This window comes from Candidatus Dechloromonas phosphoritropha (assembly GCA_016722705.1).
Lineage (GTDB): Bacteria > Pseudomonadota > Gammaproteobacteria > Burkholderiales > Rhodocyclaceae > Azonexus > Azonexus phosphoritrophus.
In genome coordinates this window covers 2,063,567-2,084,412 of sequence record JADKGN010000004.1, presented here as the reverse complement: position 1 = coordinate 2,084,412, position 20,846 = coordinate 2,063,567, and the positions used below count along the sequence as shown (strand labels likewise).

The window sequence follows — 20,846 nt, the reverse complement described above, 5'->3', positions numbered from 1 at the left end:
GGTTTCAGCGCCCGAAATTTGTGTTTACCCTGTCGGAAATTCGACAGTTGTTGAAAACATGAACACCGACACTTCAAGCACCCTCCCCTGGTGGTCGCGCCAGCCCCACCTTCTGCTGGCCGGGCACCTCCTGCTGCTCCATGCGCTGGCCTTTGGCGGCTGGAAATTGCCGGCCATCCGTATCCTGTGGTTCGTCGCCTTCGGCCTGTTTCTGCTCTGGCAGCCCTTTGTCGCCGGCGAGCGGCCCATGAGCTGGCGTCAGGGGGGGGCACTGCTGGCTGCCGCGCTTGCCTCGACGTGGCTGCTCAGCCCGTGGCTGATGCTGATCTGGTGCGGCGCCCTGGCGGCGGTGATCGGCGGGCGCGTGCTATGGACCAGTGACCGCCTCGAGCGCGCCGGCTATCTCTTCGCCTTCGGCTATCTGGTCTGCCTGACCATCTTTGGCATCGTTCCGGAAATCTCTCCGTCCGTCGTCCTCAATCCCTTGTCCAGGGAAATGATCGCTCACTACATGCCGCTCCTGCTCGGTGCGCTCCTCGTCTTTCCTTCGCACCCGCTACGCCGCCGGGCGGGTGACGCGTTCGACCTCTTCTACGGTCTGCTGGTATTTCTGGCGCTCGCCGTCTTCGTGCTTGGCGCGCTGGCCGTCACTTTCGTGTCCGCCATCAGCTATGTCGAGGCGCTGGCGCAGACCTCGCTGGCGATTGCCGCCGCCCTGCTCGTGTTGGCGTGGGCGTGGAACCCGCGCGGTGGCTTTTCCGGAATTGGCTCCGCCCTCTCACGCTACCTGCTCTCGGTCGGCCTGCCACTTGAACAATGGCTGATTCAACTGGCCGAAACCAGCGAGCACGAAAGCCACCCAGTGCGTTTCCTCGCCACCATCGCCGAACAACTGGAGCACATGCCCTGGGTGGTCGGCTGTCGCTGGCAAGCGGATTCGGAGTCCGGCGAGGTCGGCGAAACCTCGCCGTACCCCCAGGAGTATCGCCGGGACAACCTCCTGCTCGCCATATATTTCCACTATGCCCCGTCACCGGCAATGCGCTGGCATGTCGAATGGCTGCTGCGCCTGGCCACCGAGTTCTACCTTGTAAAGTTCCAGACCCACGAATTGCAGCGCATGAGTTATCTGCAGGCGGTCTACGAAACCGGCGCCCGCGTGACCCATGACGTCAAGAATCTGTTGCAGTCACTGCACACTCTTTGCTATGCGGCAGCGCAGCGGGGCAACCCGGAAGCGACAGCGCAACTGCTCGCCCGCCAGTTGCCGCAGATCGCGGAGCGTCTGAAATCAACGCTCGACAAGTTGCAGCGCCCACAGGCCGACGACAGCTGCAATGTTTCCTCCGCGAAGTGGTGGGGGCGCCTGCAGGATCGCCACACCGGCGACCACATCGAGTGGAACGACCCGGCCGGCGAGGCGGAGATACCGAGCGCGCTGTTCGACAGCATCGCCGAAAACCTGTTGCAGAACGCGTTGACCAAGCGTCAACACGAAAGCGGGATCGAAATTTCGGCCAGACTGACGGTCGACCGCGACAACCCAATACTTACCGTGCGTGACACCGGGCAAGCGATTGCTCGGTCGGTTGCCGACTCACTGTTCAGGGCGCCGGTCGCGTCCGAGTACGGGCTGGGCATCGGTCTCTATCATGCAGCCAGACAGGCCGCCGAAACCGGCTACCGCCTTGACCTTGCCGAGAACCGGCCCGGTTCGGTTGTCTTCACGCTGGCGCCCCGGACGTGACAGCCAGCGTTGGTGAAGGCCGGCCCGACAAGGGACCGACCAGCCGGTATACCGGAGTGTTGCCCTTGCCCTTCAGGTAAATGATCTGCGGTTCGCGGAACTCGAAGCGATCCGCCAGGCGCCGATAGGTCGTTTCGTCCACATGGACCATGCCGGGGACGCCTTCGCTGGTGATGCGGCTGGCCAGATTGACCGTATTGCCCCACACGTCGTAGATGAACTTCTTCTTGCCGACCACCCCGGCGACCACGGGTCCGGTACCGATGCCAATCCGGACTTCCAGATGCAGGCTGTTGACCTCGAAGTCAGTCTGCAACAGGTCGCGCATGGCCAGCGCCAGTTCGCAGATGGCCTGCGAATAGTTGCCCTGCTCATTGTTGAGGCCGCCGGCGACCATATAGGCATCACCGATGGTCTTGATCTTCTCGATGCCGAATTTTTCGGCCAGTTCGTCGAACGAGGAGAAGATGCGGTTCAGCATGGCGAAAACCTGCTGCGGCGACATCCCTTCCGCAATCCTCGTGAAATTGACGATGTCGACGAACATCACGCTGACGTCGGCAAAACCGTCGGCAATCGTCTGTTTGTCGTATTTCAACCGTTCAGCGATGGGTCCGGGCAGGATGTTGAGCAGCAGGCGCTCGGAACGGTCCTGCTCATCCTGCAGCAACCGGTGGGTTTCCTCGAGGCTGGCCTGCGCCTTGGCTTTTTCCTGCGTCGAGTAACGCAGCAGCAGATAGACGATGGTCGAAACCGCAGCGAAGTTCAGCGCGAAGAAGAACACGCTGACCCTGGTCGGCACCCGCGGCCCGCCTACAACAATGCTGTCGGCAAGGAAGTAGTCAAAAAATCCCGAGAGCGCCGTCAGAAAGATGTAGGCAAAGAACCATGCCGCCGACTCGCGCACGCCCAAGAACAGTACAGCACCGATCGGGGCCAGCAATCCCCACAGGCTGATGCCGCTGGCCGTGATGAAGTTGCCGATGCTCCACTGCACCACAAAGGGCATGAACAGGAAGAGAGCCAGTTGCGAGTAGCGGAAAAAATTGAAATTGCCGCTCTTGAGGAAATAAATCAGGTTGGAAACCAGAAGCAACTGGAAGACGAAGGGCGCCGTCGAGGAAAATTTCGGGCCCATCTGCCAGTAGAGCAGGAGCCACAGCATCGACCCCAGCGAGACGAGGCCGGTGGCAAATATCAGCAGCGATTTTTTCAGGCGCGTCTCGGCGTCATCCTCCGGATTGAATCCGGCGGTACTCAACTTGAACAGGCTGGACTTGGACTGGCTCATTTGACCCCTGCCGTCGACGCAACGGACACTCTCCAGTTTGTCAGGCGACACCGAAGCCGTCAATAAGCCGGCAACATATTTACCGCGCAATCTGCAGGCAAACAGGCGCGCCAGTTCCGCCCCGGGAGACGGCGCCCGCATGAAAACCTTGCTGACCACGAAGGCATGAACCCCGTTGGCGCGCATCGGTGCCACATCTTCCGGTGGCTGGATGCCGATTTCGCTGTCGACGATACGCTCGACCCGCTAGGCAACTCCCGGCGCGGCATCGCGTAAAGCGCCGTGGAGATGGTCTCGTGGCTGACCGGCGCCTTCGCCAGCCGAGCCGTAATTCAGCGGGGCTCATTGGGATCGTCAGCCCAATTCCGCGAAGCGCCCCCGACAAGTAGAATGGTGCGCTTTCAGGCTCATCATTCCATCGCCATGCCCCAACTTCTGCTCACCCCCGTCCGCCTCGGCGCCCTCGAACTGAAGAACCGCGTCGTCATGGCGCCGCTGACGCGCTGCCGCTGTGACAATCCTGGCTATGTACCGACCGAAATGATGGCCTGCTACTACGCGCAGCGCGCCGGTGCCGGACTGATCGTTTCCGAAGGCGCCGTCGTCTCGCCGCAGGCTCGCGGCTACCCGTTCACGCCGGGCATCTGGTCGGATGAGCAGGTCGCCGGCTGGCGACTGGTCACCGAAGCCGTGCATGCCAAAGACGGACTGATCGTCTGCCAGCTCTGGCACTGCGGCCGCCTGTCGCTGCCGGAATTCCACGACGGCCAGCCGCCGGTGGCGCCGTCTGCGGTCAACCCGGAATGGAAGATGTTTTCGACCACCGGGAATCCCGACACCGTGACGCCGCATGCGCTGACCCGCCACGAGATCAGCGGAGTCGTCGCCGATTTCCGGCAGGCTGCCGCCAATGCCATGGCCGCCGGATTCGACGGAATCGAAATTCATTCGTCCAACGCTTACCTGTTCCACCAGTTCTTCTCGCGGCAGGCCAACCTGCGCGATGACGAGTACGGCGGCAGCCATGAAAACCGCGCGCGCTTTTTCTTTGAAGTGCTTGATGCCGTCGGCCAGGTCATGCCCTTCAACCGTGTCGGCTTCCGCCTGAATCCGATGATGAACCGTTTCCATGGCGTTAGCGTTGATGAAGACACGTTGCCGATGTGGGAGCACGTCATCCGGCGCGCCAATGGCTACAGCCTCGCCTTTCTCCATCTAAGCGAACCCTTCCAGCCCGGCCAACTCGACGATACCGCTTACGGCCTGGCCGATGTCGGCGCCCGTTTCCGCCCGCTGGCAACGATGCCGATCGTCGCCAATGGCGGCTTCGACCAGGCCTCCGGCGAAGCGCGGCTGGCCGCCGACCTGTGCGATGCCGTGGCCTACGGCCGTGCATGGATCGCCAACCCCGACCTGGTCGAGCGTTTCGCCGCCAACGCGCCGCTCAATGAAGCTGACATGAAGACTTTCTACCAGGGTGGCGAACAAGGTTACGTCGACTACCCGACGTCCGCAGCATGAAGCGCCTCGCCACGCTGCTGACACTGGCCATCCTGGCCCTACCGGCACTAGCCGGCGGTTTGCCACCGAGCGTGCTGCAGGCGCTCAAGGCGGCACAGATTCCCACGGCCAACGTTTCCATAGTCGTTCAGCCGGTCGGCACCGCACAGCCGCTAGTCGCCCACAACGCGGCACAACCGATGAACCCGGCCTCGGTCATGAAGCTGGTCACCACCTACGCGGCGCTCGACCTGCTCGGCCCGGCATGGACGTGGAAAACCACGGTGTGGACGGAAACCTCTGCGGTCGACGGCGTTTTGAACGGAAATTTGTATCTCAAGGGCAGCGGCGACCCGCGCTTTGCCATCGAGCACCTGTGGGATCTGCTGCGCCAGTTGCGCGTGCGCGGTATCCAGAAAATTCGTGGCGACATCGTCCTCGACCGCACCGTTTTCGACGTCCCCGCCATTGACCCCGGCGCCTTCGACGACAAGCCGATGCGCCCCTACAACGTCGGCCCCGACGGCCTGCTGATCAACCTGCGCGCGCTGCGTTTCGCGCTGCTGCCCGACAATGCCCGGCCACGCGTGCTGCTGGAAACGCCGAGCACCGGATTGCGCGTCGACAACCAGTTGCGCAGCGGTGAAGGCCGCTGCGGCAGCAACTGGAAGGATCTGATCAACGTCCGCCTGATTCCCGAAAGCAACGGCGACCGCCTCGAATTCTCCGGCACCTACAGCGCGCGTTGCGGCGAAAAGACCCTGAACCTGTCGCCGCTGCCCGCCGATGGCCAGGCCGGCGGCCTGATTCGCGCCTTGTGGCAGGAACTCGGCGGCACCTTTGACGGGCAGGTACGTGGCGGCACGCTCGCGCCGGGCGCCCAACTGATCGCCACGCACGAATCGCCGCCACTGGCCGACATCGTGCGCGACATCAACAAGTACAGCAATAACGTGATGGCGCGCCAGGTTTTCCTGACGCTGGGCAATGAAAGGGGGCCGGCGACCGCCGAACGCGCACAGGAACGAATTGGCGAATGGCTGAATGCGCGCGGCCTGCACTTTTCCGAACTGGAAATCGAAAACGGCTCCGGCCTTTCACGCAACGAACGAATCAGCGCCGACAGCCTCAACCGCCTGCTGCTCGATGCCTGGAAAAACCCGGTGATGCCGGAATTCGTGTCGAGCATGCCGATTGTCGGCGCCGACGGCACGATGAAGAAACGCCTCAAGGATTCCGAAGCCAGCGGCCGTGCCCATATCAAGACCGGCACGATCAACGGCGTCAAGGCTGCCGCCGGTTTTGCGCTCGACGCCCAGGGTCAGCGCTACGCTGTCAGCTTCCTGATCAACGATCCACGCGCCCGGGCCGGCAGCGCGGCGATCGACGCCCTGTTGCTGTGGGTCGCCCAGCGGCGGGTCGGCGAGAAGAACGTCGTGCTCGAAAGCGAGTAGGACGCCAGGCACGGTGACCGCTCCCCAGCCCTTCCCCGGTGTCATGCTCGACCGCTGCGGCCTCAACCGGCAGGCGATTTTCGATCTCGACGCGTTGCCGGACGACATTTTCGGGCAACGCAGCGTGCAGACCGCGGGTTACCGGCAACTGATCCTGATCGGCCATGGCGGCACGGCGCTTTGGCAAGCGGTTGGCAAATCGGGCATCACCGGCCGCGACCCGATCGACGACTTCACGCTGCGCGCTGTCAGGCAGTGGATGGCCGAGGAACTGCCCGGCCATCACTACGCCATCGTCTATCCCGATGCGCAGGCGATCCCACTGCAACGCCTCGGCGCACTGGCCGGCTGGCACCAACCGACACCGTTCATGCTCGGCATCGACGCCGACTGGGGAACCTGGTTCGCCTACCGCGCTGCCGTTCTGGCCGACACGCATTTTGCAGCCATTTCAGCGGTCGACCGCAACGCTCATGGATGCGCCTTGGAGGACGCCAGTCCATGCGCCACCTGCGCCTCCCGGCCTTGCGTCGCTGCCTGTCCCGCCTCGGCGATGGTTGATGGCAAATTCGCGCTGCAAAAATGTCTTAAGTATCGCCGAGAGGCCGACTCGGCCTGCGCCTTCACCTGCCTGGCGCGCGTCGCCTGCCCGGTTGGCAGCGCGCACCGCTATGGTAGTGAGCAACTGCACCATACCTATGCGGCTTCACTGCGCGACATCAGTGAGTATTCTGAATGAGCGACTTCAGACGATCGGGCGTACCCCAGCCAGTGCTACCCAGCCGCGAATGACGCGGTAGGCGACCCACAGGCCGAGGAGGGCGATGAGAATCCAGGCGATAGGGATACCAATGATGGTGATGATCAGCAGGCCATAGACAACCAGCCACAGCGCAGTGAACCAGAAGGTACGGATCTGCCAGCGGAAATGGGTTTCCAGCCAGGTGCCATTGACGTCGCTGCGCTTCAGGTAATTGAGGAAGACGGCGATCAACGACGGCAGGCCGAAGACGAAGCCACCGGCGACGGTCGCCGCGGAAGTGACGCCGACCAGCACGGCAATGGCGTGCAGGCCGTAGATGATATGGGTCAGTTGCACCAGCGAAGGGCGAACGCCTTGCAGGTTGGCAGCGGGAATGGGTTCTTGCATTACGGCTCCGGAAGAAGTTTTTGTATCAGCAGGGCCTGCCCAGCGGCAGGGTCGAGCACATAGGGAGCATACCCCGCGCGCATGTAGGATGCCATTGCCTGCGCATTGCCCGAGAGGATTTCCAGGGTCAGCTTGCAGCACCCGAGTTCGCGTGCACGCTCTTCAGCCCAGCGCAGCAAGGCCTGGCCGATGCCCTGGCGGCGATAATCGGCATGCACGACGACGTCGTGAATGTTGAGCAGCGGCCGGCCGGCAAAGGTGGAAAAACCGAGAAAACAGTTAATCAGGCCGACCGCCTGTTCGCCGTCATACGCCAACGCGCCGTGAAAACCCGGTTGGTTTTGCAATGCCATGACGAGATGGGATTTGGCGTAGTCGGGCAAACCCTCGCCGCCGCCCATCGGGTCACGCGCGTAATGATCGAGCAGTTCCAGCCAGGCTGTGGAAATGGCCTCGATTTTCAGGTCGACCGCGACAAGTTGCAACATCAACACAGCTCGGGCGCGATGAACGCGAGCGTGGGGAAGCAGCCCCGGTAACGGCCGACGCCGAGAAAAGGCTTGCCACCCGGAAAGAGCGCCCGGCGAGGGATCTGGATCACCGGCAAAGCGATGGCTTCAGGAATTGTTTCCATCTCCTCGGACCGGGTATGAGTTATGGACAGTTCGCTGCAGATGACGGGATTGATCGCCAACATCTCGCTCACGGCCGATCGCTCAAGCTGCCCTTGCGACCCATCAGCCGATAGCGCATCATCTTCGGCGACATCAAGCATTACGTGCGTATCGACAAGAACCATGCGGAACACTCCCCGCGAGTCAGCGCAAGCATCGCGCGGCGTTCACCCGAACCGCGGCCGACCCGCGCAACGCGGCAACACGTGCTGACTGCGGTGGCGCATCGTCGCAACGCACGAGACAAACGGTGCCATCGGGCTCCGCAACAAAATCGACACGACTGTCAGCGGACAAACCGAGCAGATCGCGAATCGGTTTGGGCATCGTGGCCCGCCCTTTCTAATTAACGACGGTCGACATTATATTACCTCTTCAAAATGGGTATTGGCGTCCTATCAACCCGTCGCGTTTTGGGACGGCTCCCGGCGCCAATCCGGTTGGTGTGTTGCCAAGCGCCGATAACGCCTTCGCGGCCGCCAACATGCATGAAGCTGTCAACCGCATGAACATCGGCTATCATTCGGCAATGCCCCCGACCGAGCATTCGTTGAAGTACTTGAAGTTCCTGCACCTTGCACATGCCATGCGCCAGATGCCGAGCTTGCCTGCGCTGGACAATATCGAAGAGCGCTTGCTCAACATGCTGGCGACAGCCTGGTATGCCAATCAGAGAATTCCGGTAAGCGAAGCGGCACGCATGGTGCCCGATGCATCTGAACGCACCGTATACAGACGATTGAAAACTCTGGAATCGAAGGGATTGATAGCTTTTGGCGCGGATGCCAACGACCAGCGCGTGCGTTACGTGATGCCGACAACACGTACGGATCAATACTTCGACAGATTGGGGCGTTGCCTGGAACGTGCCCAGGGCGCGTGATGCGCGATCAATCCGACTCGATCAAGGTTCAACTGGTCGAGGTCTGCGCAGTTGCCACGCTGTGGGTCGTATTGTTCAGAGTCAACCACTGGCTGTTTTCGGCCGTAGAAGTAAGTCCCTACATCAATTGGGTCTTCTTGCCGGCCGCGTTGCGGGTCCTGTCCGTGTTGGTGCTTGATTTGAGCGCCGTCGCGGGGTTGTTTATCGGAACCCTGATCACCTGTGATCCCGTCGTGGGGGTCAACCTTGCAGACTCGCTTATCCTGTCGTCCATATCCTCGTTGTCACCTCTGCTCGCGGTCCGCTTGATGACGAGATGGATGAGGTCCGAGCCGGACCTGAAAGGCATGACGTTTGCCCAATTGGCAGCAATCTCGACGTTGAGTGGGGTGGCGAGCTCAACGATCGCGAACTTCTATTTTCATTTGCGTGACCAGACACACGACTGGATGACAGGGGTGATGCCCATGCTCATCGGCGACCTGGTTGGTACGCTTATAGTGCTGTTCATAGCTTCGCAGGTGCTGCGCAGACTATCCCATCTTGCCAGGCGTTAAGCGCCTGCGACAGCGGTCCAGTTGGATTCCGGCCTTCTTGGCTTCTTCAACCAACATTTGACAAAAGCCACGCTTGACACCGGACATGTCGTTGCCTACCATTAACTGTCAGCGTGGCAGTTATCAAGCGAATTCTTCAAAGCCTTTCTCCTTGAGGTGCAGTGCATGCGAGGTGACCACAAACGGGTCGCAGGCTGGTTGAGGTTGATCAAGCAAACGGGGAGCGGGATGAAACTACGATGAAAGAGGGGCTGACCAAGGGACAGTCTGAAACGACGCCCACCGAACCACCCAGGTTCCGGGATATGATCTGGACGGTGCTTGGATTGTCCTTGCTGATCTATGTCGGCATTGATCTGATGATTGGGAGCGGTAGCCGGACTTCCGAGTACAGGGAATACATGGTCTCGCGATCGACAGTCAGCCCTCTGAAGCCGAACCCGTCCCACGGCATGCCGGAAAATGCCAGGACCGACCTGAACAACGTCGAACCCGGAGCGTCGCTGGCTCCTGAGGCAGTTCCCGAAAGCGCTACACAAAGCCCGCCGGCGCGCTAGCTGGCAAGTCTGTAACAAGCAACCCGGGCGTTGGCCCCGCCACCGCTTCTCCGGAAAAAGCGGAACCAGGCACCGCCCATGCGGCAGCGGGCGTAGCGAGCGAATCCTCAAAGTCCGGGGATTGGTGATCCTGGCGAAAACGCCCGCCCAACCCTTCGCTTTTCCTGACCGAAAACGGTCGGAGGGTTACTTCACTCACAAGCCTAGGTCCTGCCACAGCGCATCAACGCGCTGCTGGACCCAGGCATCCATGACAATCGGCCGCCCCCATTCGCGGTTCGTCTCACCCGGCCATTTGTTGGTCGCGTCCAGCCCCATCTTGGAGCCGAGGCCGGCAACCGGGCTGGCGAAATCGAGATAGTCGATCGGCGTGTTATCGACCAGCGTCGTGTCGCGGCTGGCATCCATGCGCGTCGTCATCGCCCATACCACTTCCTTCCAGTCGCGGATATCGATGTCGTCGTCAACGACGATGATCGTCTTGGTGTACATGAACTGGCGCAGGAAGCTCCAGATGCCGAACATGATCCGCTTGGCGTGGCCGGGATACTGCTTCTTGATCGACACGATGGCCATCCGGTACGAGCAGCCCTCCGGTGGCAGATAGAAATCGACAATTTCCGGGTATTGCTTCTGCAACAGCGGCACGAAGACTTCATTGAGCGCGACGCCGAGCACGGCCGGCTCGTCGGGCGGCTTGCCGGTGTAGGTGCTGTGATAGACCGGGTTCTTGCGCATGGTCATGCGCTCGATAGTGAATACTGGGAATTCCGCCTGCTCGTTGTAGTAGCCGGTGTGGTCGCCGTACGGGCCCTCCAGCGCCATTTCGTCGGGATGAATCACGCCTTCGAGCACGATTTCAGCCGAGGCAGGCACTTGCAAAGCGGAGCCGAGGCATTTGACCAGCTCGGTTTTGCCACCACGCAGCAGGCCGGCAAACTGATATTCCGAAAGGGAATCGGGCACCGGCGTCACGGCACCAAGAATGGTCGCCGGATCGCAGCCGAGCACGACGGCGACCGGGAAAGGCTGGCCGGGATTGGCCAACTGGTGATCGCGAAAATCCAGCGCCCCACCGCGATGCGCCAGCCAGCGCATGATCACCTTGTTCGGGCCGAGCACCTGCTGGCGGTAGATGCCTAGATTCTGCCGGGACTTGTGCGGCCCTTTGGTGACTACCAGCCCCCAGGTGATCAGCGGCGCAATGTCGCCCGGCCAGCAATGCTGGATCGGCAATTTGGCCAGATCGACATCCTTGCCTTCCCAGACCACTTCCTGACATGGCGCGGTCGACACCGTTTTCGGTGCCATATTCATGACCTGTTTCAAAATCGGCAGCTTGTGCCAGGCATCCTTCAGCCCCTTGGGCGGCTCCGGCTCCTTCAAATAGGCGAGCAACTTGCCGACTTCGCGTAGCGCCTGCACCGATTCCTCGCCCATGCCGAGCGCCACCCGTTTCGGCGTGCCGAACAGGTTGGCCAGAACTGGAATCGTGTGCCGGGTCTGGCCACTGCGCGGCTTCTCGAACAGAATCGCTGGGCCTTCCGCACGCAACACACGGTCGCAGATTTCGGTCATTTCGAGGTGGGTATCGACCTCGATACCGACTCGCTTCAGCTCGCCGGCTTTTTCCAGCTGCGACATGAAGTCGCGCAGGTCGTGGTATTTCATCGCGTCCGGTACGAGAAATGGCAGGCGACGCAAGCCGTCGTCAGATTAGGCAGCAAGGCCAGCGCCTTGTCACGGTTGCCGGTCCTGGCTGCGGCGGCGAATTCGCTGGCTGCCTGGTGACCATCCATGCCGATGCCGTGCATGGCCGGCGGCATGTACGGGCCGGGCCGGGCATCGAATGGCTTGTTGCGATGCTTGCCCATGGCGGAACGGCCAAGTTTGGCCTCGGCCACTTCGCCGGCCTCCTTGACTTGGCCTGCCGCCATTAGCGACAACACTTCGTTGAGGGCGACGAGATTTCCCTGCATTTCCTCACGCAAGCTGTCCTGTGCCGCTGGCGGCAACTTGACCAGTTCGCGGGCATCGTCGGCAAGCGCCAGCCCTGAACTCCCCACTGTTGCGGTCAACGCCAGAAAAAGGCCAAAAAACAGGGCTTTCATCCAAAGGTCCTTCCGGAAACCAGAAAATCGACGACGATCCCGGCAAAGATCGCCGCGCCAGCCCAGTTGTTGTGCAGAAAGGCTTTGAAGCAGGCCATCCGCTCGCGGTCACGAATCCATGTGTAGTGCACCCCGAAGATGCCTGCCGCAACTACCAGTCCGGCATAAAATGCCCAGCCCAGATGCAGCCCCCGGCCAATCCAGCCGATGATCAACAGGGTCGCAGCGTAGCAGATCATCACTGCCGCGACGTCGAAGCGCCCGAAGGTAATGGCCGAGGTTTTGATGCCGATCTTCTGGTCATCTGCACGGTCGACCATGGCATATTCGGTGTCGTAGGCGATCGCCCAGAACACATTGGCGAGCAGCAGCCACCACGCTTCGGCCGGTACGCTGCCGAGGTGTGCGGCGTAGGCCATCGGAATGCCGAAGCCGAAGGCAACGCCGAGGTAGGCCTGCGGCAGCGCGAAGAAACGCTTGGTGTACGGATAGCTGACGGCAAGAAAAAGCGCCGGCAGCGACAGCCAGATCACCAGCGGGTTGCTGAGCATCAGCACCAGCAGGAAGGCGCACAGCGAAAGCCCGGCGGAGAGAGCAAGCGCTTCCTTCGTCGACACCTTGCCGGCGGTCAGCGGACGCTCCTTCGTGCGCTCGACATGGCAATCGAAGTCGCGGTCGGCGTAGTCGTTGATAACGCAACCAGCCGAACGCATCAGCACGGTGCCGAGCACAAACACCCAGAGGACGATCCAGTCCGGCTTGCCGAGCGACGACAGCCACAGTGCCCACAAGGTCGGCCACACCAGCAGCAAAATGCCGATCGGCTTGTCGAGCCGCATCAGCTTTTCGTAGAGGTCGAGACGTTCTCTGATCCGGTCGAGTTGCAGTGCCATGATTGAGGATTTTACCCGACTGTTCTGTTACTTCCTGCTGCTACTTCCAGTCACCGCGCAGGTGCTCGACGATCTGCTGCAAGTTTTCGGGTGTCGCTTCAGCCGGCGCCACCGGTGGCGCGCCAACGACGGCAATCTTTGAGAACAGCGGGCGGCGGAAGGGTTTGCTCATTGCCGGGCCGCCCTTGCGTGAATAGAAGCTGCCCCACAACCCACGCAGCGCCAGCGGAATGACCGGCACCGGGTCGCGTTCGACGATGCGCGTGACGCCGGGGCGGAAGGGACAGATTTCGCCATTGTCGGTGATCTGCCCCTCGGGAAAGATGCCGACCAGTTCGCCTTCCCTGAGCGCCGCCGAAACTTCGTCGAAAGCGCGTTCCATCATCGCTGCATCCTCTTTGGCCGGGGCGATCGGAATCGCCCGGCTGTGGCGGAAGATGAACGAAATGATCGGTGTCCGGAAAATGCGGTGGTCCATGACAAAGCGGATCGGGCGCGGCGACACGGCCATCAGGATGACCGGATCGACGAAGCTGACGTGGTTGCAGACGACCAGCGCGGCGCCTTCGTGCGGAATGTGTTCAACGCCGCGCGCCTGGAGGCGGTAGAAAAGGTGGATCAACACCCAGGCGATGAAACGTAGCAGAAACTCGGGCACCAGCCCGTAGATGAAGACGGCGACGGCGGCATTGCAGATGGCGGCGACGGCGAACAACAGCGGGATCGACAGCCCTCCCGCGAACATGGCGGCTGCGGCAAGCGCCCCGAGCACCATGAAGAATGCATTGATGATGTTGTTGGCGGCAATGATCCGCGCCCGCTTGTCCGCAGTGCTGCGCAGTTGCACCAGCGCATACAGCGGCACGATGAAGAAGCCGCCGAACATGCCGAGCAGCAGCAGATCGACGAGCACCCGCCAGACGCCTGACTGACCAAGGAGCGCGGCGACCGGCAGTTCGCGCGTCACCGGCGGCAGCGCCATCGATGCCAGGGCGAGGTCAAGCCCGAAGATGGTCAGACCGATCGATCCCAGCGGCACCAGCCCGAGCTCGACATGACGCGCCGAAAGCCGTTCACAGAGCAGCGAACCGACGCCGATGCCGACCGTAAACACCGCCAGCAGCAGGGTCACCGCCCCTTCGCCGCCACCCAGCACGATCTTGCCGTAGGCTGGAAGCTGCGCGAGAAACAACGCGCCGTAGAGCCAGAACCAGGAGATGCCGAGGATCGACAGGAAGACCGTCCGGTTCTCACGCGCGAAGCCGATGTTGCGCCAGGTTTCGCTCAACGGATTGACGTTGACCACAAGTTCTGGCGCCGGCGGCGGCGCTTCCGGGATGCCGCGACTGACAAGATAGCCGGCGACGGCGACGCCAAGCCCGGCCATGGCGATCCACACCGCATCAACCCCGGCCCCGGCAAGAAGACCGCCGGACAGCGTCCCGATCAGGATGGCGACGAAGGTTCCGGCCTCGACCTGGGCATTGCCGCCGACCAGTTCATCCTCGCGCAAATGCTGCGGCAGGATCGCGTACTTGACCGGCCCGAACAGCGTCGATTGCAGGCCGAGCAGGAACAGCGCGGCCAGCAAAAGGGCCAGGTTGTGCAACAGGAAGCCGGCGATGGCGACAATCATGATCCCGATTTCGAGCAGCTTCGTCAGCCGCGCGAGCATGGCCTTGTCGTACTTGTCGGCGAGTTGCCCCGCCGTTGCCGAAAAAAAGAAGAAAGGCAGGATGAACAGCCCGGCAGCCAGATTGGCGAGAATTTCCGGGCGCAGCGACGTCCATTGCGCCGACTGGAATGTCACCAGCACGATCAGGGCGTTCTTGAAAAGATTGTCGTTGAACGCGCCGAGGAACTGGGTCAGGAAAAGAGGGGCGAAGCGCTTGGTGCTTAGAAGACGAAACTGCCCGCCGGCAGATTTTTCAGTAGCATCACTCATTCAATATCCGTATTCACGTGTCAGAATCGCAGCTTGAAAAACGGCATTATCTCCGACATGCTCACTTCCCGCTCCGAATATCTTGACCTCCCCGACGTCCGCCTGCACGTCAGGCGCTGGGGCAACCCGAAGGCGCCGACCCTGTTCATGCTGCACGGCTGGATGGACGTTTCCGCCTCGCTCCAGTTCGTCGTCGATGAACTCAAGCACGACTGGAACATCGTCGCCCCCGACTGGCGCGGCTTCGGACTCTCGGACTGGCTGAGCCGCCCCTATTTCTTCGCCGAGCACATCGGCGATCTCGAAGCCATCCTCGATCGCTATGCACCGAAAGGGAAGGTCAGGATCGCCGGACACAGCATGGGCGGCATCATCGCCTGCCTGTATGCCGGCATCCGGCCCGAGCGCATCGAAAGCCTGATCTCGCTGGAAGGCTTCGGTATCGCCCCGCACCAGCCCGACGTGGCGCCGGAACGCTATCAGCAATGGCTGGATACCTTGCAAAGACCGCCGCGCATGCACGTTTACCAGGATCGCGCCGCCTTCGCGCGCCGATTGCTGCACACCGACCGTTTCCTGACGCCGGAACGCGCCGAATTCCTCGCCAAGCACCTCGCCCGCATCGGCGACGGCGAGAACAAGGCCGGCCAGCGCCGCCACGGCATCATCTGGAACGGCGACCCCTGGCACAAGGCGCCCGCCCCCTACCTGTTCCGACTGGAGGAATCGATGGCCATCTGGAGGCAGATCACCTGCCCGGTGCTCTGGGTTGTCGGCCGCGACTCGTGGATCATCCGCGACTTCGCGACCCGCCCCGGTGACTGGGAGGCCCGTCAGGCCTGTTTCGCCAACCTGAGCGTGGAGTGGATCGACAATACCGACCACATGCTGCACCACGACCAGCCGGCGGAGGTGGCGCGGATCATCGAAGCGGCGTTCACTCAGGAAAGCGCCGGTTGATGCCGCCCGTTCGCCGGCGGCGGCAGACAGATCCGGGAGGCTGGATGGCGATTTCGTCCGCAACGAGGACAACCCGGTGAGCCAGGCCTCCGACTACCTGAACGAAGGCGTGCGACCACGCGAAGTGTGGTCCTGGGCCTGCTACGACTTCGCCAATTCAGGCTATACGACGGTCGTCGTCACGGCGATTTTCAACGCCTATTTCGTCGCTGTCGTGGCCGGCAACGCCACCTGGGCTACCTTCGCGTGGACCGCCGCGCTGTCGGTCTCCTACGCGGCGATCGTGGTCACGGCGCCATTCATCGGCACCTGGGCCGACGCACACGCGGCCAAAAAGAAGGCGCTTGCCGTCACCACCGTCGGCTGCATAGCGGGAACCGTGGCGCTGTATTTCGCCGGGCCGGGAGATCTCGCCATCGCCATCACCGCCCTGATAATCTCGAATTTCTTCTTCGGTACCGGCGAGAACCTGATCGCCGCCTTCCTGCCCGAACTTGCCAAGGGGTCGGCTCTGGGCAAGGTCTCCGGGTGGGGCTGGGCTTTCGGCTACGTTGGCGGCCTCCTCAGTCTCGGCGTGTGCTTCGCCTATGTAGTCTTCGCCCAGGCACAGGGACAAACCGCCGCACAGTACGTGCCGGTGACGATGCTGATCACCGCCGCAATCTTCGCCATTGCCAGCCTGCCGACCTTCATGATTCTGAAGGAGCGCGCCCTGCCCCAGCGCCAAGCAAGCGGCGCCTACGCGCAGACCTTCGCCCGGTTCCGCGAGACGATCCGGCAGGCCGGCCGCTATCGCGACCTCGCGCGCTTCCTCGTCTGCATCCTGCTCTACCAGGCCGGCGTGCAGACGGTAATTTCGATCGCCGCCATCTACGCGCAGCAGGCGATGGGCTTCGGGACGCAGCAAACCCTGCTGATGCTGCTGGTGGTCAACATCACCGCCAGCATCGGCGCCTTCGTCTTCGGCCAGTTCCAGGACCGCATTGGGCACGTGCGCGCCGTCGCCTTTACGCTGGCCTGCTGGCTCGTGACCACGCTGGTCGCCTGGCGGGCCGACGGTCCCGGGCTGTTCTGGGTGGCTGCGAACCTCGCCGGCCTGTGCATGGGCGCCAGCCAGTCGGCCGGCCGCGCGCTGGTCGGCTACCTGAGCCCGGAGGCGCGACGGGCGGAATTCTTCGGCTTGTGGGGCGTCTCGGTGAAGCTGTCGTCGATTCTCGGCCCACTGACCTACGGCGCGGTGAGTTGGATTTCGGGCGGCGACCACCGCCTGGCCATGCTCGCCACCGGCGCGTTCTTCGTCGCCGGGCTCGCCATCCTGGCCGGCGTCGATCCCGAACGAGGCCGGCGCGCCGCCGAGGCCGGCTGATCCGGGCGACACGGCCTGTCGCGGTCGACACCGGATTCAGGGCAAATTTCAGCCGCCGGTAACCAACGCTTCCTGAATCTCGAAACGCTCGTCACCGCCCAGGCGGACGATGGTGAAATTGCTGCGGCGCTCGAAGACTGTCGGCTCCGTCGAATCCGCCGCGATCATCTCGTGCCTGACAAACAGGATGCGCCGCTTAAATCCCTCGCCCCAACGTACCTCGACGGTCGCCGTCCCATCGAAACCGCGACGGATGACGAAGGCGCCGCATTCTTTCGTTTTGGCGTCGAAGGGTAGCGTGCATGCAATCTTTGCCGAGGCATGGAAAGGCGTACCGGGAATCAGCGCATCCTGCGCCGGCGGAATGGCCACCAGCGCCTGGCCGCTGACGTCAAGTGTCAAGGTGTACCGGGCCGATTCCTTGCGCCGAGCGGCATTGCGCATCAGATAGACGCGAGTGCTGTAATCGCCGTCCATTGGCAAAACGCCCGAGAACCGGTTGCCGGAGGTGCTGCCGATGAACATCGCGACCTCGCTACCAGGCGGGTTGATGTTGAAATAGCCGGAGGCGTTGCCGGTTTTCATCTCGACGCTCAAGGTCTGCCCGGCGCCAGCGCGCAGCTGATAGTCGATGTAGTGATCACCCTTGATCGGTCCCTTGACGACCGTCGAGGTCGCGCCCTTGGCGAAGTGAACACGCTCGGCACGGCGATCCGGGTCGGCGATAGCTGCGACACCAACGACCGGTTGGACGAGGAACAACGCACCGGCAACTACAAGGCGCTCTCTGTTCAGTACAAAATTTCGATTCCTACGCTTATCGTGCAAAATGACTATTAGAACAGTCTGGGTTGCGCTCCAAATGCTCGAAATGTGCTGCGGCGTGACCTCCAGCTCTGTGAGGGCGTACTGGCTGATTGCACTCTGTGCAGCGAAAATCTTGCTGAATAGCAGGTGCAGAGTCTTTGAGATCAATTGCCGAGTCAATGTTAGTCAACCGGCCACTCAAGATACAGGTAGTCATTTTTGCCATGTCAATGTGCTCCGTAAAACAGATTAACGGTGAAATTCAGCAATTTGCTGCAAACGCAGCTGGCCGATGGCCCGCCAACGCGGATAATTAGGGAAGCTTGTAAAAGACATTGTGTCCACGCTTTTCGAACACCACATGCCCCTCGTTGACCAGCAATCCAATCACAGACCATGATAAATAGTTTTTTTGTTTTCCTTGGAAGTCGCTTTCAAGGCCGAGTTTTCTGGCAAGCACACTATTACCAGCACCATCAGGATAATTAGCCAGTTCCTCAAGAATGGCCGCCTTCATTGCGTCCAAAGCGTGTTGTGCTTTTGCAGCGGAATTCATAGTTGGCTTGCTCCTGAGCGTGCACAAGAAATTTTACAGGTCTGTGAAAAATCACACATCATACAACTTGATGGCTACCCGGCGACCCAATCCTCTTGACTTAGCGGTCTGTCATCTAATTTTGGCAACTTTGCCATCTGGCCGCGCCAAGATATAATCGAGCATGTAACCAATTGATATAAATAGGCTTTATATGACGGCCTAAATATGCCAATATCGTTTCACGGCTAACGGACTACATTCATGGCGCCAATTTCCTTGCCGCCGCCCGCCGCGAGCCTCGGTTTTTCACCCGAAACCGTGAATTGCCATTCACGAATCTGATCGCTTTCCTGCTCACCGGCATTCGCGGCGCAGTTCAGGCGGAGCTTGATTCCTGCTTTGCCCTGCTTGCCGGAAGAACCCGCCTTTGTCGGGCGATCACGGCCAGTGCCTTCTCAAAGGCGCGCAGCCATCTGGTCGCCAATCTCTTTGAGCCGCTCAATACAGAATTGCTGCGCCTGGTCGATGAGGTCGTTCCGCAGCAGCCGGACTGGCAAGGCTTGCGGGTCTTGGCGGCGGATGCATCGAAGGTACGTCTGACCTTGCTTGACCTGGAAGGGCGCCGCCATATTCGAGAAGCGGCCATCTTCGGTTTGTTTCGGCCAGGGATCGAATTGTTCGACTCGCTGATTTTGCACAGTTCGCTGGTCGGCGAACGTCAGATGTTGTTTGAGCGGCTTGACCGACTCGGTGCTCAGGACATGCTGGTGCTTGATCGCGGGTATCCGGGTGCCTGGTTGGTCGCGGCGCTGTTGCATCGAGGTATCCCCTTTTGCATACGCTGTGATTCGTCCGCTTCCTTTTCTGCCATCACCCAGTTCATGCGATCCGGAGAAGATGAGGCGCAGGTGACATTGCCGCCACCGCATCGTCAGGATGCCATTGATTACGAGTGTCCGCGTCTGCCTTCTATGGTTCGCCTGATTCGTCAGGTGACGCCGACTGGCAAGGTACGGGTCTTGATGACCTCCTTGCTTGATACCGCGCGGTATCCGGCCACAAGCTTCTCAGCCCTTTATCACAGCCGTTGGCGTATCGAGGAGGCGTTCAAGCGCATCAAACACCGGCTCAATCTGGAGCACACGTCCGGCCTGACTTGGCTGGCCGCCTGCCAGGATGTTGGGGCCAAGATGGTGTGTGACAATCTCAATGCCCTGGCCGCCTACCTGGCTGCGGAAGAGCGGCTGCCCAGCGATTCGCCATGGCGAGTGAATCGGACGATGGCCTTCAATACCGTACGTCGTATCTTGCCCCGAGTCTTGGCGGGTGTGCAGCAAATCACCACCCGAGTTACCAAGGAAATCTTCTCGGAAATCGTCAAAAACCTTCAGAAATTTATCCCTGATCGTGCTCGACCTCGGCCAAACCCGCGAAAGCCTCACCTGTCCTTTGCTTACAAACCCGCCGTATGACTATGGGCTAAGTTGAGAGGATTGGGTGGCGGTCGGCCAGTAATATATATATATGTTCAGCGACGCAACGAACTGACGATACCGTACTGGATTGCGTTCTGGACGGACATCGCGCGCGTCATCTGAATGCTGTTGACGCTTGCATTGATGGTCGTGACGCTCTGAATCTTCTGGTTGTCCAGAGTGTTCTGGATGACCGTTGCCGTTGGATTCTGGACGACCTGAGTGGGAACGTAATTGCCAGCTCCGTTCTGCACGACCAGCGCGCTTGAAGGTGCTACCGGCAATGCCCCCACCACGCTCGTGCCGCCCACGGTCGACTGGAGATCCTTGAGGTTGAGAACGTTGGTGGCTACTAGGTTGCCGTTGATGTAGACAGCCCGCTCGATACCAATGGTGAACTTGAGGCTGCTGCCTTCGAGTTCAAAGCCACCACGAACTTCGTCGAGCGCGGACGTATCCAGGGCAGCAAGTTGCTGGCCCAGGAGTTGCGATGCATCAAGCGTCCGAGGTGTTTGACCTGATGATTTCTTGGCGAGAGGCTTTTCGGCATCGGCCACGTCAGCCAAGACGGCGACAGCGGGCGACGCATCGGCAATCTCGGTACCCGCCGGTAGCGCCTCATCGACCACAGCCACTGAACCTTGCGGAACGGTAGTGCATTCGGCAGGTAACTGGTCGTCGAGCGGCCATGGGGCGAGCGAAAGGAGCTCCGGTGCTACCTGAAGCGCGCGGCGCTTGGCCACGGCACACGCCTGACTGTGCGGGCCACCGGCGAGCATCCGGCTTGCACTGCCGGCATCATCGTCGCCATTGGCACTCGCAGTCTGGATGATATTCCCGAAAATCAGGATTTCCAGGCTGCTCGCCAAGAACTGGACGGACACCGCCATCCCGCTGGCGACCAGCAAACTGGAGAGTTGGAGGCGAGAGAAGATCAT

21 protein-coding genes are annotated in these 20,846 nt (G+C 61.2%); 10 read left to right on the top strand and 11 right to left on the bottom strand.

What is annotated here, in order from left to right; all coding sequences use genetic code 11:
• Positions 1 to 58: 58 nt before the first annotated feature.
• Complete coding sequence (locus IPP03_15755) at positions 59 to 1,747, top strand: sensor histidine kinase (GenBank protein MBL0354031.1); 1,689 nt, start codon at positions 59 to 61, stop codon at positions 1,745 to 1,747.
• On the opposite strand, the gene IPP03_15750 is transcribed toward IPP03_15755, so the two are convergent.
• Positions 1,725 to 3,038: an adenylate/guanylate cyclase domain-containing protein gene (locus IPP03_15750; protein MBL0354030.1), complete on the bottom strand. Its 1,314-nt coding sequence runs from the start codon at positions 3,036 to 3,038 to the stop codon at positions 1,725 to 1,727. The genes IPP03_15755 and IPP03_15750 overlap by 23 nt on opposite strands.
• Positions 3,039 to 3,461: 423 nt before the next feature.
• Here IPP03_15750 and IPP03_15745 point away from each other — a divergent pair, with 423 nt between their 5' ends.
• The 3 genes from IPP03_15745 to IPP03_15735 are packed head-to-tail and all read left to right on the top strand — an operon-like array spanning position 3,462 to position 6,731.
• Positions 3,462 to 4,559, top strand: a complete 1,098-nt coding sequence (locus IPP03_15745) for an alkene reductase (GenBank protein MBL0354029.1) — start codon at positions 3,462 to 3,464, stop codon at positions 4,557 to 4,559.
• Positions 4,556 to 5,992, top strand: coding sequence for a D-alanyl-D-alanine carboxypeptidase/D-alanyl-D-alanine-endopeptidase (dacB, locus tag IPP03_15740; GenBank protein MBL0354028.1), 1,437 nt, complete (start codon positions 4,556 to 4,558; stop codon positions 5,990 to 5,992). Before IPP03_15745 ends, dacB begins: the two co-directional genes overlap by 4 nt.
• Before the next feature lie 43 nt (positions 5,993 to 6,035).
• On the top strand, positions 6,036 to 6,731 hold the full coding sequence (locus IPP03_15735; protein ID MBL0354027.1) for a hypothetical protein: 696 nt from the start codon (positions 6,036 to 6,038) through the stop codon (positions 6,729 to 6,731).
• A 6-nt stretch (positions 6,732 to 6,737) separates the two neighbouring features.
• Here the strand turns inward: IPP03_15735 and IPP03_15730 are convergent, their stop codons facing one another.
• Genes IPP03_15730 through IPP03_15720 form a run of 3 tightly spaced genes read right to left on the bottom strand, consistent with a single transcriptional unit; the run spans position 6,738 to position 7,941 of the window.
• The gene (locus IPP03_15730; GenBank protein MBL0354026.1) at positions 6,738 to 7,142 is read right to left on the bottom strand and encodes a hypothetical protein; all 405 of its coding nucleotides are present in this window, start codon (positions 7,140 to 7,142) and stop codon (positions 6,738 to 6,740) included.
• Positions 7,142 to 7,630, bottom strand: a complete 489-nt coding sequence (locus tag IPP03_15725; GenBank protein ID MBL0354025.1) for a GNAT family N-acetyltransferase — start codon at positions 7,628 to 7,630, stop codon at positions 7,142 to 7,144. The genes IPP03_15730 and IPP03_15725 overlap by 1 nt, the downstream gene beginning before the upstream one ends.
• The gene (locus tag IPP03_15720; protein MBL0354024.1) at positions 7,630 to 7,941 is read right to left on the bottom strand and encodes a hypothetical protein; all 312 of its coding nucleotides are present in this window, start codon (positions 7,939 to 7,941) and stop codon (positions 7,630 to 7,632) included. The genes IPP03_15725 and IPP03_15720 overlap by 1 nt, the downstream gene beginning before the upstream one ends.
• A gap of 380 nt (positions 7,942 to 8,321) precedes the next feature.
• On the opposite strand from IPP03_15720, the gene IPP03_15715 reads away from it, so the two are divergent.
• The 3 genes from IPP03_15715 to IPP03_15705 all read left to right on the top strand — a co-directional run bounded on the left by IPP03_15715 (position 8,322) and on the right by IPP03_15705 (position 9,813).
• Positions 8,322 to 8,699 (top strand): winged helix-turn-helix domain-containing protein, encoded by a 378-nt coding sequence (locus tag IPP03_15715; GenBank protein MBL0354023.1) that lies wholly within the window; start codon positions 8,322 to 8,324, stop codon positions 8,697 to 8,699.
• Positions 8,699 to 9,256 (top strand): hypothetical protein, encoded by a 558-nt coding sequence (locus IPP03_15710; GenBank protein ID MBL0354022.1) that lies wholly within the window; start codon positions 8,699 to 8,701, stop codon positions 9,254 to 9,256. The genes IPP03_15715 and IPP03_15710 overlap by 1 nt, the downstream gene beginning before the upstream one ends.
• Positions 9,257 to 9,495: 239 nt before the next feature.
• On the top strand, positions 9,496 to 9,813 hold the full coding sequence (locus tag IPP03_15705) for a hypothetical protein (protein MBL0354021.1): 318 nt from the start codon (positions 9,496 to 9,498) through the stop codon (positions 9,811 to 9,813).
• 195 nt (positions 9,814 to 10,008) lie between these two features.
• Here IPP03_15705 and ubiD read toward each other — a convergent pair whose 3' ends face one another.
• From ubiD to IPP03_15685, 4 genes are read right to left on the bottom strand one after another with little or no spacing between them, the layout of a single operon-like run.
• Positions 10,009 to 11,484: a 4-hydroxy-3-polyprenylbenzoate decarboxylase gene (ubiD, locus tag IPP03_15700; GenBank protein MBL0354020.1), complete on the bottom strand. Its 1,476-nt coding sequence runs from the start codon at positions 11,482 to 11,484 to the stop codon at positions 10,009 to 10,011.
• Positions 11,481 to 11,915 carry a cytochrome C gene (locus tag IPP03_15695; protein ID MBL0354019.1) on the bottom strand — a complete coding sequence of 145 codons (435 nt, stop codon included), beginning with the start codon at positions 11,913 to 11,915 and terminating at the stop codon, positions 11,481 to 11,483. The genes ubiD and IPP03_15695 overlap by 4 nt, the downstream gene beginning before the upstream one ends.
• 5 nt (positions 11,916 to 11,920) lie before the next feature.
• Positions 11,921 to 12,817, bottom strand: a complete 897-nt coding sequence (gene ubiA, locus IPP03_15690; GenBank protein ID MBL0354018.1) for a 4-hydroxybenzoate octaprenyltransferase — start codon at positions 12,815 to 12,817, stop codon at positions 11,921 to 11,923.
• A gap of 40 nt (positions 12,818 to 12,857) precedes the next feature.
• Positions 12,858 to 14,762 (bottom strand): MFS transporter, encoded by a 1,905-nt coding sequence (locus tag IPP03_15685; GenBank protein ID MBL0354017.1) that lies wholly within the window; start codon positions 14,760 to 14,762, stop codon positions 12,858 to 12,860.
• A gap of 57 nt (positions 14,763 to 14,819) precedes the next feature.
• Here IPP03_15685 and IPP03_15680 point away from each other — a divergent pair, with 57 nt between their 5' ends.
• Both IPP03_15680 and IPP03_15675 read left to right on the top strand, forming a co-directional pair.
• Positions 14,820 to 15,722: an alpha/beta hydrolase gene (locus IPP03_15680; GenBank protein MBL0354016.1), complete on the top strand. Its 903-nt coding sequence runs from the start codon at positions 14,820 to 14,822 to the stop codon at positions 15,720 to 15,722.
• A gap of 97 nt (positions 15,723 to 15,819) precedes the next feature.
• Positions 15,820 to 17,088: an MFS transporter gene (locus tag IPP03_15675; protein ID MBL0354015.1), complete on the top strand. Its 1,269-nt coding sequence runs from the start codon at positions 15,820 to 15,822 to the stop codon at positions 17,086 to 17,088.
• A gap of 48 nt (positions 17,089 to 17,136) precedes the next feature.
• Here IPP03_15675 and IPP03_15670 read toward each other — a convergent pair whose 3' ends face one another.
• Both IPP03_15670 and IPP03_15665 read right to left on the bottom strand, forming a co-directional pair.
• Positions 17,137 to 17,850, bottom strand: a complete 714-nt coding sequence (locus IPP03_15670; protein ID MBL0354014.1) for a hypothetical protein — start codon at positions 17,848 to 17,850, stop codon at positions 17,137 to 17,139.
• Between the two features lie 358 nt (positions 17,851 to 18,208).
• Positions 18,209 to 18,451 (bottom strand): hypothetical protein, encoded by a 243-nt coding sequence (locus IPP03_15665; GenBank protein ID MBL0354013.1) that lies wholly within the window; start codon positions 18,449 to 18,451, stop codon positions 18,209 to 18,211.
• A gap of 239 nt (positions 18,452 to 18,690) precedes the next feature.
• On the opposite strand from IPP03_15665, the gene IPP03_15660 reads away from it, so the two are divergent.
• A complete protein-coding gene (locus tag IPP03_15660; GenBank protein MBL0354012.1) occupies positions 18,691 to 19,905 on the top strand; it encodes an IS4 family transposase in 1,215 nt (404 codons plus the stop codon).
• Positions 19,906 to 19,961: 56 nt separating this feature from the next.
• Here the strand turns inward: IPP03_15660 and IPP03_15655 are convergent, their stop codons facing one another.
• Positions 19,962 to 20,846 carry a hypothetical protein gene (locus tag IPP03_15655; GenBank protein MBL0354011.1) on the bottom strand — a complete coding sequence of 295 codons (885 nt, stop codon included), beginning with the start codon at positions 20,844 to 20,846 and terminating at the stop codon, positions 19,962 to 19,964.

Bases quoted from the DNA above. Each gene is read 5' to 3' on its own strand.
- IPP03_15680 (MBL0354016.1), top strand. From the start codon at position 14,820: ATGCTCACTTCCCGCTCCGAATATCTTGACCTCCCCGACGTCCGCCTG.
- IPP03_15720 (MBL0354024.1), bottom strand. From the start codon at position 7,941: ATGGTTCTTGTCGATACGCACGTAATGCTTGATGTCGCCGAAGATGAT.
- dacB (MBL0354028.1), top strand. From the start codon at position 4,556: ATGAAGCGCCTCGCCACGCTGCTGACACTGGCCATCCTGGCCCTACCG.
- ubiA (MBL0354018.1), bottom strand. From the start codon at position 12,817: ATGGCACTGCAACTCGACCGGATCAGAGAACGTCTCGACCTCTACGAA.
- ubiD (MBL0354020.1), bottom strand. From the start codon at position 11,484: ATGAAATACCACGACCTGCGCGACTTCATGTCGCAGCTGGAAAAAGCC.
- IPP03_15705 (MBL0354021.1), top strand. From the start codon at position 9,496: ATGAAAGAGGGGCTGACCAAGGGACAGTCTGAAACGACGCCCACCGAA.
- IPP03_15665 (MBL0354013.1), bottom strand. From the start codon at position 18,451: ATGAATTCCGCTGCAAAAGCACAACACGCTTTGGACGCAATGAAGGCG.
- IPP03_15725 (MBL0354025.1), bottom strand. From the start codon at position 7,630: ATGTTGCAACTTGTCGCGGTCGACCTGAAAATCGAGGCCATTTCCACA.
- IPP03_15685 (MBL0354017.1), bottom strand. From the start codon at position 14,762: ATGAGTGATGCTACTGAAAAATCTGCCGGCGGGCAGTTTCGTCTTCTA.
- IPP03_15655 (MBL0354011.1), bottom strand. From the start codon at position 20,846: ATGATCTTCTCTCGCCTCCAACTCTCCAGTTTGCTGGTCGCCAGCGGG.
- IPP03_15735 (MBL0354027.1), top strand. From the start codon at position 6,036: ATGCTCGACCGCTGCGGCCTCAACCGGCAGGCGATTTTCGATCTCGAC.
- IPP03_15755 (MBL0354031.1), top strand. From the start codon at position 59: ATGAACACCGACACTTCAAGCACCCTCCCCTGGTGGTCGCGCCAGCCC.
- IPP03_15715 (MBL0354023.1), top strand. From the start codon at position 8,322: ATGAACATCGGCTATCATTCGGCAATGCCCCCGACCGAGCATTCGTTG.
- IPP03_15710 (MBL0354022.1), top strand. From the start codon at position 8,699: ATGCGCGATCAATCCGACTCGATCAAGGTTCAACTGGTCGAGGTCTGC.
- IPP03_15730 (MBL0354026.1), bottom strand. From the start codon at position 7,142: ATGCAAGAACCCATTCCCGCTGCCAACCTGCAAGGCGTTCGCCCTTCG.
- IPP03_15745 (MBL0354029.1), top strand. From the start codon at position 3,462: ATGCCCCAACTTCTGCTCACCCCCGTCCGCCTCGGCGCCCTCGAACTG.
- IPP03_15750 (MBL0354030.1), bottom strand. From the start codon at position 3,038: ATGAGCCAGTCCAAGTCCAGCCTGTTCAAGTTGAGTACCGCCGGATTC.